General features: G+C 34.7%; 13 protein-coding genes. 9 read left to right on the top strand and 4 right to left on the bottom strand.

The window, feature by feature from the left end; translation table 11 throughout:
* Nucleotide 1: 1 nt before the first annotated feature.
* Together BST92_RS11190 and BST92_RS11195 are read right to left on the bottom strand one after the other, a co-directional pair.
* Nucleotides 2-1,453 (bottom strand): S41 family peptidase, encoded by a 1,452-nt coding sequence (locus BST92_RS11190; protein ID WP_245910911.1) that lies wholly within the window; start codon nucleotides 1,451-1,453, stop codon nucleotides 2-4.
* Nucleotides 1,454-1,499: 46 nt separating this feature from the next.
* On the bottom strand, nucleotides 1,500-2,063 hold the full coding sequence (locus BST92_RS11195; RefSeq protein WP_105071529.1) for a hypothetical protein: 564 nt from the start codon (nucleotides 2,061-2,063) through the stop codon (nucleotides 1,500-1,502).
* A gap of 217 nt (nucleotides 2,064-2,280) precedes the next feature.
* On the opposite strand from BST92_RS11195, the gene BST92_RS11200 reads away from it, so the two are divergent.
* The 5 genes from BST92_RS11200 (at nucleotide 2,281) to ychF (ending at nucleotide 5,813) form a co-directional block, all read left to right on the top strand.
* Nucleotides 2,281-2,790 carry an RNA polymerase sigma factor gene (locus BST92_RS11200; RefSeq protein ID WP_105071530.1) on the top strand — a complete coding sequence of 170 codons (510 nt, stop codon included), beginning with the start codon at nucleotides 2,281-2,283 and terminating at the stop codon, nucleotides 2,788-2,790.
* Nucleotides 2,787-3,251: a hypothetical protein gene (locus BST92_RS11205; protein WP_105071531.1), complete on the top strand. Its 465-nt coding sequence runs from the start codon at nucleotides 2,787-2,789 to the stop codon at nucleotides 3,249-3,251. Before BST92_RS11200 ends, BST92_RS11205 begins: the two co-directional genes overlap by 4 nt.
* A gap of 31 nt (nucleotides 3,252-3,282) precedes the next feature.
* Nucleotides 3,283-3,807 (top strand): DUF4252 domain-containing protein, encoded by a 525-nt coding sequence (locus BST92_RS11210; protein WP_105071532.1) that lies wholly within the window; start codon nucleotides 3,283-3,285, stop codon nucleotides 3,805-3,807.
* 76 nt (nucleotides 3,808-3,883) lie between these two features.
* Nucleotides 3,884-4,537 carry a DUF4252 domain-containing protein gene (locus BST92_RS11215; RefSeq protein WP_105071533.1) on the top strand — a complete coding sequence of 218 codons (654 nt, stop codon included), beginning with the start codon at nucleotides 3,884-3,886 and terminating at the stop codon, nucleotides 4,535-4,537.
* A 181-nt stretch (nucleotides 4,538-4,718) separates the two neighbouring features.
* On the top strand, nucleotides 4,719-5,813 hold the full coding sequence (ychF, locus tag BST92_RS11220) for a redox-regulated ATPase YchF (protein WP_105071534.1): 1,095 nt from the start codon (nucleotides 4,719-4,721) through the stop codon (nucleotides 5,811-5,813).
* Nucleotides 5,814-5,963: 150 nt separating this feature from the next.
* Here ychF and BST92_RS11225 read toward each other — a convergent pair whose 3' ends face one another.
* Both BST92_RS11225 and BST92_RS11230 read right to left on the bottom strand, forming a co-directional pair.
* Nucleotides 5,964-6,194, bottom strand: coding sequence for a VF530 family protein (locus BST92_RS11225; RefSeq protein ID WP_105071535.1), 231 nt, complete (start codon nucleotides 6,192-6,194; stop codon nucleotides 5,964-5,966).
* A 2-nt stretch (nucleotides 6,195-6,196) separates the two neighbouring features.
* Complete coding sequence (locus BST92_RS11230) at nucleotides 6,197-6,727, bottom strand: SixA phosphatase family protein (protein ID WP_105071536.1); 531 nt, start codon at nucleotides 6,725-6,727, stop codon at nucleotides 6,197-6,199.
* Nucleotides 6,728-6,898: 171 nt separating this feature from the next.
* Here BST92_RS11230 and BST92_RS11235 point away from each other — a divergent pair, with 171 nt between their 5' ends.
* The 4 genes from BST92_RS11235 to mscL all read left to right on the top strand — a co-directional run bounded on the left by BST92_RS11235 (nucleotide 6,899) and on the right by mscL (nucleotide 12,238).
* A complete protein-coding gene (locus tag BST92_RS11235; protein WP_105071537.1) occupies nucleotides 6,899-8,761 on the top strand; it encodes a DNA topoisomerase IV subunit B in 1,863 nt (620 codons plus the stop codon).
* Nucleotides 8,762-8,787: 26 nt separating this feature from the next.
* Nucleotides 8,788-9,012 (top strand): hypothetical protein, encoded by a 225-nt coding sequence (locus BST92_RS11240; protein WP_105071538.1) that lies wholly within the window; start codon nucleotides 8,788-8,790, stop codon nucleotides 9,010-9,012.
* Between the two features lie 28 nt (nucleotides 9,013-9,040).
* Complete coding sequence (locus BST92_RS11245; RefSeq protein ID WP_105071539.1) at nucleotides 9,041-11,725, top strand: DNA gyrase/topoisomerase IV subunit A; 2,685 nt, start codon at nucleotides 9,041-9,043, stop codon at nucleotides 11,723-11,725.
* Between the two features lie 72 nt (nucleotides 11,726-11,797).
* The gene (gene mscL / locus BST92_RS11250) at nucleotides 11,798-12,238 is read left to right on the top strand and encodes a large-conductance mechanosensitive channel protein MscL (RefSeq protein WP_105071540.1); all 441 of its coding nucleotides are present in this window, start codon (nucleotides 11,798-11,800) and stop codon (nucleotides 12,236-12,238) included.
* Nucleotides 12,239-12,350: the final 112 nt, after the last annotated feature.

Genomic DNA, 12,350 nt, shown 5'->3' on the forward strand with positions numbered 1-12,350 from the left:
TTTACTTAGTTAACAAGTATTCATTTAATTCTGCTTCCTTCCACATCTCTTGACTAAAAGGTTTCAGCTCCATACTACCGCTTAACTCGTCATATTGGATGCTAGATTTATTAAAACTAGGCCTACCATTTGCCATAATATCTTGAAGGCATGCTGCTAGTAAAGGTTCATTCACATCTCCTAAAACTCCTAGATTTTCAAAGTCTTCGCGTAATGCTATATCCGGAACCAGTCCATTAAAATAATCTGTAAATCCAGCACTGTTGATACTTTTTAAAACTAATGGTTGTAATGCATATCTATGAGCAGGATTTGCACCAGATCTACCAAAATCGCTACTGTCATATAAGGTAATGCTTGCTTGAAATTTACCTGCGGTATCATCACCTACTTGTACCACATCTACATAAGGTTCTAAAGCAGCAATGACTAACTCACTAGCACTAGCGCTGCTACCTGTAGTAATGACATGAACTTTAGAAAGTCCTAGAGTATTTAAAGGTGTGCCAGCATTAGTGGTTGTTTTAAAGAAATTAGTTAATCGATCTGGTTGATTGTTTTCAAAAAATTCTTGCACATCAGGATTCCATTCCTCTGTGGAAAAAATGTCTGTCGTAGGTTGTCCTGCTATAAGGCTTCCTAAAATGATGGAAGTATTTACAGATCCACCACCATTATATCTTAAATCTAATACTAGATGAGTTACTCCTGCAGATTGTAAAGTTCCAAAAGCATCATTTAATTGTTCATCAAAATTTGACGTAAAACTATTATACATTAAGTATCCTATTTTTTGCGAACCTTGATCAATAATAGCGGTTCTGAAAACTGGATTTTCAGTTATGGATGTCTTATCTAAAGTGATTGTCATTCCATTACTAATAGCAACACCAGCATTTAGATCTGCTAGTCCTATGGTATAAGAATTTTGTCCCAGCAATACACTAAAGTTATCACGTGTTAATTGAATTCCATCTATTTGATTAAATATCATTCCACGTGCAACACCTTGTGCACTGGCACTAGAGTTGGGTAACACATAACGCACATAACCCCATACATTAGACGCGCTACCTGTTTCACCTACCAGGCCGAACTCCATACCATTGTTTAATGTCGTCCCAGCAAACAACTGTTCTAGTGCTATATAATCACTTACAATAACGCTAAATCTGTCTGTGAGCGATCTATCAAAAACTAATGATTCAAAAAAGTCCTCTGGTGTTTCATAAATACTGTGAAACTCTTCTAATTCTGGAACTGTCGCAAAACGATCGTCTGCTAGTTCTGGAACATCTGGTTTATATAAATAAAAGGCATTCATACCTCTATAAACAAAGTTTTTTATAGAAGTAGAAGAAGCAAAATTATCATCATTATCTTTAAAGCAACTTACCGTTAATAAAACAGTAAGGCCTAAAAGGATTAAATTTTTATAAGATTTCATCATCATAATCGCTTATTTAAGGTTTAAAGGTAATTGTATTCTAGATAATTCTCTAGTCGCCACAATTATCATTGTAGAATTCTATTGCCTCGGGAATTCTTTTCTTTTTCATTTTTCCATCTTCGAGTTTAGAAACGAGCTCTGGACAGTCTTTCAACATTTTAAGATGTCTCTTTTTAAATTTAGTTCCTATTCTCACAAAACGATCGTCTATGACCATAAAATATATAGTGTACGGCTCTTGATCCACATAAACAGGTGGTAAGTTAGTACCAGGTCCAAAACCTATACTAGAAGTACCGCCTTGCATGTATAATCCATATAACATGATTTTTCCACTTTCAATCTCTAAATAAAGTGATGGTGGATCAGTACGGTTCGTCCTTACATACCTGTATTTTAACCCATCGATATCAAAACCTATGATATGCTTATGGTCATAGACTACGGTTTGATCTTCTTCGTTTTCTTTAAATTTCACACTATCATTTGCTCGTGTCTTTATGAAACCTTCTTTACTAGTGTTGTTTTTAAAGATAATAGTGCCTTCTTGATACTGCGCTTTTAAAGAAATACTACACAGTAAAAAAAATGTAAAAAGAATAATATTTTTCATCAAGATATTTTCGGTTATAGAACTCAAAGATAACGAGCAGTTATCACACTTACATAACGTATTATTCATTTATTTAGTTTGATTTTTATGTATTCGCTTTCGCGAAAGCGTACTCATAATCCCCATTGTTTCTATATGAAAGGATAATATTTGAAAAAAAATAAAGCATCTTGTAACAATAAAATAACATGCTCGTCATGGTAGTATAACCAACACAATGAACCAACAAAAATTCATAGCTGTTTTTAAAGAAGTGCAACACAAAATGTACTTTTTATCAAAACGCTTGCTTACCTCGCATGAAGAGGCAGCAGACGCTGTGCAAGAAGTAATGGCTAAGTTATGGGAGAAAAGAGACACTCTAGAAAAAGTGAAAAATAAAGAAGCATATGCCATGCAAATGGTAAAAAACTTCTCTCTAGACCGCTTAAAAAGCAAACAGGCTGGGCATTTAAGAATTGTGCATAGTAATTATGAAGATGACCATCGCAATGCACAAGAAGAGATGGAACGCAAGGCAAAAGTCACAATGGTACAGAATGTGATTAATACCTTACCAGAGCAGTATAAAGTGGTACTGCAACTGCGAGATATACAGCAATATGACTTTGAGGCCATAGAACGTATACTAGATATGAAAGCCACCGCAGTTAGAGTAACTTTAAGTCGAGCCCGTAAAATGCTCAAAGAAAAAATTGAAGAACAGTATCAAATAGACATCGCATGAACGAACTATTACATAAATATTGGGAAGGACAATCCAGTCTGGAAGAAGAGCAAAAGCTCATAGCTTACTTTAAAAGTGAAGCCGTTGCTCCAGAACATGAAGTCTACCGCAGCATCTTTAATGCTTTTGAAGAAGAGAGCGAGATGAAAGAGGACTTAGATTTTGATGCGTTTGCAAAACTGATACCAGAAGAAAAACCTAAGGATCAATCAAAAATAAAAGTCCTTAAAGGTTTGGGTATTGCCGCAGGATTTGCTGTGTTGATAGCTGTAGGTTCTAATTATATAGGAGCAACAAAGACTAACACAGATTTAGGAACCTATGAAGACCCTAAAGAAGCCTATGATGCTACTGTAGAAGCACTGCAATTAGTCTCTTCTAAATTTAATAATGGTCGCAAAAACTTAAAACCTTTAACTGAAATTAATAATAAGACAGAGAAAGTCTTTAAAACTAAATAATAAAAATCAAGAATCTCTTAAAATAAAAAACATGAAAAATTTAATTTACATAACAGCTTTCTTGCTTACCAGTGGTATAGCAATGGCACAAAACTTTAATGCACTAGATAATCTTAAAAACACATCAGAGACAGTTGTGACCGATGAGATGTTTGCACTAATAGCAGGAGTAGATATCGATAGTGATGATAAAGAATTCAACGAGATTAAAAAAATTATTGATAATCTTAAGGAATTACGCATTTATGCTACAGATAACCCTACTAGTGCCGCGACTTTAAATTCATTTGCTCAAAAGTATATCGCAAATAATAACCTTGTGAAATTGATGCACGTTAAAGAAGATGGACAGATGTTCTCTTTCCACATGCGCAAAGGTAGTAATGATAAAAAAGTACGCGATCTAGTGATGTTGATTAATGGATCTGGTGATAATGATGATAAGGACACCGTTTTTCTGATCATATCAGGAGACATAGACTTAAACCAGATATCAAAACTTACTAAAATGATGAATGTACCAGGTCAGAAGCAAATAGAAGACGCTACAAATTAATCATTTATCTAAATCTGATAAGCCAGATAGTTGACCAGTATCTGGCCTTATTTACAAACCATTAAAACTTACCATTATGAATAATCTTATAATAAGAATCTTAGCATTAGGAATCACATTTATCTTGTTTCTAACCTCATGTAGTTCAGATCCTAGTTTGCAACAATACTTTGTGGATAGTCAAGAAAAGCAAGGCTTTATCACAACAACCATCCCTAAAAGTATACTAGGATTAGACGTTTCTCAGATGAGTGATAAATCACAAGAGGCTTATAATTCCATCAATAAAGTGAATTTACTTTATTATCCAATTGATAAGCAAAACACTGCCGCATTTGAAAAAGAAAATGCGCAACTTAATGCAATTTTAAAAAGCGATGATTTTAAAACCTTAATGACTCACAAGTCTGATGGTGTGAATATGCGATTTTTATATGATGGTTCTAGCGAGAGTATTGATGAGATGATTATATATGGTTCTTCTCCAGAAATGGGATTAGGTGTCGCTAGAGTGTTAGGTGATGATATGAAACTAGGTTCTATTATGAAAATGATGGAAGAAATGAAAAACGTAAATCTAGATCAAACAGGTATTAACAACATCCTTAAAGATATAGGAGTAGATCTAAACGAGGAAGGTGAAATCGATGAAGAAGCTGTTAAAAAAATAATGGCTTCAAAAGGGATGGATACCACAAATTTAGATATTGATATGAATAGTAAAGAGTAAGAGAAAGTAAATTTGTTTAAAAACCGCTGTAGTTTCTATGGCGGTTTTTTTGTATTTAAAAGGGACCATTTTTAAATATAACAAATTGCAAGAATCGGTTTATATTTGCACGCCTTTTAAGATAGTGATGATGTTTTATCTCGCTTTCGCAAAAGCGCAATAACAACAAACATTACAACACATGAAAGCAGGAATAGTAGGATTACCTAACGTGGGAAAATCTACCCTTTTTAACTGTCTGTCTAACGCCAAAGCGCAAAGTGCAAACTTTCCGTTTTGTACCATAGAGCCTAATGTAGGTGTGGTAAATGTACCAGATCCTAGATTAAAAAAGCTTGAAGAATTAGTGAATCCAGAGCGTGTCATTCCAGCAACCGTTGAAATAGTAGACATCGCAGGACTAGTTAAAGGAGCTAGTAAAGGAGAAGGATTAGGGAATCAGTTTTTAGGAAACATACGTGAAACAGATGCCATTATTCACGTATTACGTTGCTTTGATAATGATAATATAGTTCACGTAGACGGGAAAATAGATCCTATAAGTGATAAAGAAACTATAGATATTGAGTTGCAATTAAAAGACCTTGAAACAGTTGATAAAAAACTAGAAAAGGTAAAACGCGCCGCTCGTACAGGTAATAAAGAAGCCCAGAAAGAGGAAGAGGCTTTAATGAAAGTTAAAGAAGCACTTGAGGCAGGTAAATCTGTAAGAACTATCGACTTTGATGAAGCTATACACAATGAATTCATCAAACCATTACAATTTATAACAGATAAGCCTGTATTGTATTTATGTAATGTTGATGACGCATCTGCAGTGACAGGTAATGCATATGTTGATCAGGTACGTGAAATGGTAAAAGATGAAAATGCTGAGGTTCTTGTACTAGCAGTAGGAACAGAAGCTGATATCGCAGAACTAGAAGATTATGAAGAGCGCGAGATGTTCCTAGCAGACATAGGTCTCGAGGAAGCTGGTAGTGCAAAATTGATACGTAGTGCTTATAAATTATTAAACCAGCAAACTTATTTTACAGCTGGTGTAAAAGAAGTAAGAGCATGGACTGTAAAAATAGGAGCAACAGGACCACAGGCTGCTGGTGTCATCCACACAGACTTTGAAAAAGGATTTATACGTGCAGAGGTTATCAAGTATGACACCTTTGTGGAATATGGATCTGAAGCAAAAGTAAAAGAAGCAGGTAAGCTTAAAATTGAAGGTAAAGAATATATTGTACAAGATGGTGATGTGATGCACTTCTTGTTTAATGTATAAAAGCTATATATCGATCTTTTGTCGAATTAGAATTCATTAAAAACCGAATCTTCTTTTAAAAAGATTCGGTTTTTTTATAAAGATCATTCTATCAATTCTCTAACTTGTGTTAGACTTCATTATAGAAATTGATACTTTTAAAAAACTGTTTTAATCATCCACTTTGGTATAACACGTTTCTACCCAAAGTGCTTCTACTTTATCACGAGCCCATTGGGTACGTCTTAAGAATTTTAAACTTGACTTTATAGTAGGATTAGTATTGAACGAGTTGATTCTTATACGATCGCCCAGTTCATCCCAGCCAAATTTCTCTACGAGATCTTCAACGATTTGAGCCAGTTTAATACCGTGCAATGGGTTGTTAGGTTGTGTGCTCATAGTTAATTTTCCATAAAATCCATAGATTCCTTAACGCCACTGGACTTACCAGATCCACTAACGCGCACATAAAAATAAGAGTCGTAATCATTATCATCTAGTGCGTTATAAATGCTATCATTTTGTAGTTGGTTAGTGTACTCATTAATGGTATTACTATGGCCAAAAAGTGCGACCGTTTTACCTCGATATTTTTCAAGTAAATCTAACGCTTTAGTCGTTCTAACATCATACAATTCTATCTCCATGTCATGCGCCGCGGCAAGTGGTGCAGCGGTTGCTTTGGTACGCTTATAGTCAGAACTTATAATGTGATCTACATTCTTCAAGAAAAAATAATTCACCCAAGCATCGGCTCGTTTTTTTCCTTCTTCTGTCAGCTCTGGATCGCTTCCTTGGTCGGTGCGTTTTTCTGCATGTCTAATAAAATAAAACGTAGTGATACCTTCATTGTCCACAGGATCACCTTGTTTAGGTCCTGTGTTGCAGGATAATAGACTGAATATTGTAAATAGTAATAATAACTTTTTCATGATTTTTTAATAAAGCTTAAAGCTACTGCTTTTTAGACTTTTATAACGTCTAGATAGTTGTTGATATTTATCCACAATTGAGTTAGAAATGATGTTAATTAATTTCGCTTTCGCGAAAGCGAAATTCAAACAGATATACTTATATTTCGGGAAAGACTGCAGAATTAATTTATGGCTGAAAACACGCAATATACAGAGGATAACATCCGCTCACTGGACTGGAAAGAACACATTAGAATGCGTCCTGGAATGTATATCGGTAAGCTGGGCGATGGATCCAGTGCAGATGATGGTATTTATATTTTAGTTAAAGAGGTTATCGATAACTCAATTGATGAGTTTGTAATGGGATCTGGTAAAACCATTGAAGTCTCTGTACAAGGTGAACGTGTAACTGTACGTGATTATGGTCGTGGTATACCGCTAGGTAAAGTAGTAGATGTAGTGTCTAAAATGAATACTGGTGGAAAGTATGATAGTCGTGCCTTTAAAAAATCAGTAGGTTTGAATGGAGTAGGTACTAAGGCTGTAAATGCGTTGTCCAGTTATTTCCGTGTAGAATCTACTAGGGATGGGAAAAGTGCCAGTGCCGAGTTTTCTCGTGGTGAACTGAATGATCAGGAGATGCTTGAGGAGACATCGCGTCGCAAAGGAACTAAAATGACCTTTGTGCCAGATGGTGAGATTTTTAAAAATTTTAAATTCCGTCCAGAATATATAGCACGTATGTTGAAAAACTATGTGTACCTCAATCCTGGATTAACCATTATGTTTAATGGCGAGAAATTCTTCTCTGAAAATGGCTTAAAAGATTTATTGAGTGAAAATATTGTAGATACAGATCGATTATACCCTATAATTCACTTGAGAAGTGAAGACATCGAGGTAGCGATCACTCATAGTAGAACGCAGTATAGTGAAGAGTATCACTCATTTGTAAATGGCCAGAACACTACCCAAGGAGGAACACATCTAGCAGCTTTTAGAGAAGCACTTGTAAGAACGGTAAGAGAATTTTATGGTAAAAACTATGAAGCTAGCGATATACGCAAGTCTATAGTAAGTGCTATAGCCATTAAGGTAATGGAGCCAGTCTTTGAATCACAAACTAAGACAAAACTAGGATCTACAGATATGGGTGGTGACTTACCAACTGTACGTACCTTTATAAACGATTTTTTAAAGACTAAACTAGATAATTATTTACATAAACATCCTGACGTCGCTGAGGCGATGCAACGCAAGATTATACAAGCAGAGCGAGAGCGTAAAGATCTTTCAGGAATTAGAAAATTGGCACGTGATCGTGCTAAAAAAGCTAGTCTACACAATAAAAAGTTACGAGATTGCCGTGTTCATTTAACTGACAGTAAAAAAGAAAATAATCTAGAAAGCACCTTATTTATTACCGAAGGTGATTCGGCTAGTGGATCTATTACAAAATCTCGTAACGTTAATACACAAGCGGTTTTTTCGCTACGTGGTAAACCGTTGAATTCTTATAACATGTCTAAAAAGATCGTGTATGAGAATGAGGAATTTAATTTGTTGCAAGCAGCTCTCAATATTGAAGACAGTATGGAAGATTTGCGATATAATAAGATAGTTATCGCAACTGATGCAGATGTGGACGGTATGCACATTAGATTATTGCTTATCACCTTCTTTTTACAGTTTTTTCCAGAATTGATAAAAAAAGGACATATTTATATCTTACAAACTCCACTCTTTAGAGTACGTAATAAAAAGGAAACAAGGTATTGCTACACGCCAGAAGAACGTGCAGCAGCATTAGCAGAATTAGGTAAAAATCCTGAGATTACTCGATTTAAAGGTTTAGGTGAAATAAGCCCAGATGAGTTCAAGCATTTTATAGGTGAGGACATGCGTCTAGATCCTTTAATGTTAGATGATAACATGAGTATTGAAGATTTACTGAGATTCTACATGGGTAAAAATACACCTGATCGTCAAGAATTTATCATCGATAATTTGAAAGTAGAACTAGATATAATTGAAGAAGATACTGTGTAGTACGCTTTTGCGAAAGCGTGATAAATATGAAAATAAAATTTAAACACATAGCAATTACAGCAGCGTTTGGAATCATTGCTAACACTGTAGGCGCTTTACTTAAGATTTTACATTGGGAATTTCCTGTTTTAGGAATAAAAATAAATGGTAGCACCTTATTAATTTTAGGAACTATCTTATGGATTTTAGCGGCTATTCTATTAATGATAAAGGCTATAACTGCTAAGAATCAAGATGTTTTAAATAAATAACCGTTAACCGATAACAGTTAACTAAATAATGAGTGAAGAAAACGAAGAATTAGAGTCTATAAATGATGGTGGAATACTAGAACCTACAGAAAGTATAACTCGTATTACGGGAATGTACAAAGAGTGGTTCCTGGATTATGCTAGCTATGTTATTCTAGAGCGTGCGGTACCAGCTATTGAAGACGGTTTTAAACCAGTTCAAAGACGTATCATGCAGTCTATGAAAGATCTAGATGATGGACGTTATAATAAGGTAGCAAATATTGTAGGTCATGCCATGCAGTATCATCCACATGGAGATGCGAGTATAAGCGATGCTATGGTGCAAATAGGGCAAAAAGACATGCTCATCGACATGCAAGGAAACTGGGGAAATATCTTTACCGGTGATCCAGCGGCTGCATCTCGTTATATAGAGGCTAGACTGTCTAAGTTTGCATTAGAAATTCTTTTTAATCCTAAAATTACCGAGTGGCAAGCTAGTTATGATGGCCGCCGTAAAGAACCAGTTAACCTACCGGTAAAGTTTCCACTATTGCTCGCACAAGGAGCAGAAGGTATTGCTGTGGGACTAAGTACTAAAGTCTTACCACACAATTTTATCGAGTTAATAGATGCATCTATAAAGCATTTACAAGGTAAACGATTTACCATATATCCAGATTTTCCAACTGGTGGAGAAATCGATATATCAAACTACAACGACGGTTTACGAGGTGGTAAAGTGCGTGTGCGTGCAAAAATGCATGCACCAGATAAAAATACTATTGTCATCACTGAAATACCGTATTCAACAAATACCAGCTCCTTGATTGACTCGATTTTGAAAGCTAATGATAAAGGTAAAATCAAAATCAAAAAAATTGAGGATAACACCGCCGCAGATGTTGAAATTATGATTCATCTTCATGCCGGTATTTCTCCAGATAAAACCATGGACGCTTTATTTGCGTTTACAAATTGTGAATCTAGTATATCTCCACTAGGCTGTGTTATTGAAGATAATAAACCACTATTTGTAGGTGTAACAGAGATGTTACGTCGCAGTGCAGATCATACTGTAGATTTATTAAAGCAAGAGTTAGAAATACAACTTGGTGAGGTAGAAGAGCAATGGCACTTTGCATCATTAGAACGTATTTTTATTGAGAACAGAATTTATCGCGATATAGAGGAAGAGGAAACCTGGGAAGGAGTTATCGCTGCTATAGATAAAGGTTTAAAACCTCATATAGGTCATTTAAAAAGAGCAATTACAGAAGATGATATTACGAGATTAACAGAAATACGTATTAAACGAATTTCAAAATTTGATATCGATAAGGCACAACAAAAAATTGATGCATTAGAAGAACGAATTGCTCAACTTAAACATCACCTAGCTCATCTAGTAGAATATGCTATTGATTATTTTACATCTCTTAAAAAGAATTACGGTGCAGGTAGAGAGCGCAAGACAGAAATTAAAACCTTTGATGATATTGTTGCTACTAAGGTAGTAATGAGAAATACAAAGTTATATGTAAATCGTGAAGAAGGTTTTGTAGGTACAGCTCTTAAAAAAGATGAGTACGTTACAGATTGTGCAGATATTGATGATATCATCGTATTTACAAGAGATGGTCAGATGATGGTTACTAAAGTAGATGCTAAAACTTTTATCGGAAAAGATATTATCCATGTCGCTGTTTTTAAAAAGAAAGACAAACGCACTATTTATAATGTCATTTATCGTGATGGTAAATCAGGACCTAGCTATGTAAAAAGATTTGCAGTCACTAGTGTAACCAGAGATAAAGCTTACCCGATGGGTAAAGCAGATAAAGGTTCACAAGTCCATTACTTTAGTGCAAATCCTAATGGAGAGGCAGAGGTTGTAAGTATTAATTTAAGACAGCAGGGAAGTATTAAGAAGATTAAATGGGATCTTGATTTTTCTGATATTCTTATTAAAGGTAGAGCCTCAAAGGGTAATCAAGTTACTAAGTATAACATTAAAAAAGTAGAGCTTAAAGAAGAAGGTGTTAGTACTTTAAAACCTCGTAAAATATGGTTTGATGATACTGTTCAACGACTTAATGTTGATGGAAGAGGAGAATTACTGGGAGAATTTAGAGGAGAAGATCGATTGTTGATTATCAATCAAAAAGGAATAGTAAAAACTATAATTCCAGAAGTGACGGCTCGTTTTGATGATGACATGATTGTTTTAGAAAAATGGTCACCTAAAAAACCTATTAGTGCTATTTATTTTCATGGCGAAAAGCAGCTGTTTTATGTGAAGAGATTTCTGGTTGAAAATGAAGAAAAAGAAGAATCATTCCTGCCAGAAGTAGAAGGATCTTATCTTGAAGTTGTTTCTACAGATTATAAGCCAGTGGCAGAATTAGTTTTTAATAAACCTAGAGGTAAAGAACAACCACCTAATGAACCTGTAGATGTTGATGAATTTATTGCGGTTAAAGGAATAGGTGCACAAGGCAATCAACTTACAAAAAGTAAAGTAAAGCAAATCAATTGGCTCGATCCTTTACCTTTTGAAGAGCCACAAACTAAGCCAGCAAATGAGGTAGAGGTTAATGATGAAACTGTTGTGTCTACTACAGATACTTCAAAAAATAATACAACAGCTACATCATCTAATCCTGAAATTAAAGATGATAATGCACCTGATCCAGATATAGATGACAGTGGCCAGGCAAGTCTATTTTAAAAAGTTAAATATTTATATAATCCTGCTTTTGCGAAAGCAGGATTTTTATTTTTATATCACAATTCAATAACTATGGGAATACTAACTGAATTTAAGGAATTTGCTGTAAAAGGTAATATGATTGATATGGCAATAGGTATCATCATAGGTACCGCATTTAATAATGTAGTACAGACCTTAGTGAAAAAAGTATTATTGCCACCACTGTCATATCTAACTGACGGTATCAATTATGAAGATAAAAAATGGGTTTTAAGAGATGCAAATCCAGATTTAACGGGTGACGCTGCCAAAGCAATCGAAATAGGGTATGGAGAGTTTTTTCAAGTAAGTCTAGACTTTTTAGTCATAGGATTTACCGTCTTTTTAGTTGTTAAAGGAATGAATAAACTACGTAATAGGTCCCATGATTCAAAAGATAAAACAGTGGTAACACCAAAGGATATAGAATTGCTTTCTGACCTTAAAGAATTGATGAAAGAGCAAAATGAATTACTATCTAAAAAGTCTTAACATCGGTTAACGGTTAATTGGAACGTCTTAAATCGTGTATTTTATCCTGTATTTAAGTTTTTTGTCCTTTTGTTACATTTTTAATTTGGCGCTATTAAAAAAAGAATAGGTA

Source organism: Nonlabens arenilitoris (assembly GCF_002954765.1).
Taxonomy (GTDB): domain Bacteria; phylum Bacteroidota; class Bacteroidia; order Flavobacteriales; family Flavobacteriaceae; genus Nonlabens; species Nonlabens arenilitoris.

Excerpts from the sequence above, each read along its gene's own strand:
- ychF (WP_105071534.1), top strand. The coding sequence starts at position 4,719 with ATGAAAGCAGGAATAGTAGGATTACCTAACGTGGGAAAATCTACCCTT.
- BST92_RS11210 (WP_105071532.1), top strand. The coding sequence starts at position 3,283 with ATGAAAAATTTAATTTACATAACAGCTTTCTTGCTTACCAGTGGTATA.
- BST92_RS11195 (WP_105071529.1), bottom strand. The coding sequence starts at position 2,063 with ATGAAAAATATTATTCTTTTTACATTTTTTTTACTGTGTAGTATTTCT.
- mscL (WP_105071540.1), top strand. The coding sequence starts at position 11,798 with ATGGGAATACTAACTGAATTTAAGGAATTTGCTGTAAAAGGTAATATG.
- BST92_RS11190 (WP_245910911.1), bottom strand. The coding sequence starts at position 1,453 with ATGATGATGAAATCTTATAAAAATTTAATCCTTTTAGGCCTTACTGTT.
- BST92_RS11205 (WP_105071531.1), top strand. The coding sequence starts at position 2,787 with ATGAACGAACTATTACATAAATATTGGGAAGGACAATCCAGTCTGGAA.
- BST92_RS11225 (WP_105071535.1), bottom strand. The coding sequence starts at position 6,194 with ATGAGCACACAACCTAACAACCCATTGCACGGTATTAAACTGGCTCAA.
- BST92_RS11200 (WP_105071530.1), top strand. The coding sequence starts at position 2,281 with ATGAACCAACAAAAATTCATAGCTGTTTTTAAAGAAGTGCAACACAAA.
- BST92_RS11245 (WP_105071539.1), top strand. The coding sequence starts at position 9,041 with ATGAGTGAAGAAAACGAAGAATTAGAGTCTATAAATGATGGTGGAATA.
- BST92_RS11235 (WP_105071537.1), top strand. The coding sequence starts at position 6,899 with ATGGCTGAAAACACGCAATATACAGAGGATAACATCCGCTCACTGGAC.
- BST92_RS11230 (WP_105071536.1), bottom strand. The coding sequence starts at position 6,727 with ATGAAAAAGTTATTATTACTATTTACAATATTCAGTCTATTATCCTGC.
- BST92_RS11240 (WP_105071538.1), top strand. The coding sequence starts at position 8,788 with ATGAAAATAAAATTTAAACACATAGCAATTACAGCAGCGTTTGGAATC.
- BST92_RS11215 (WP_105071533.1), top strand. The coding sequence starts at position 3,884 with ATGAATAATCTTATAATAAGAATCTTAGCATTAGGAATCACATTTATC.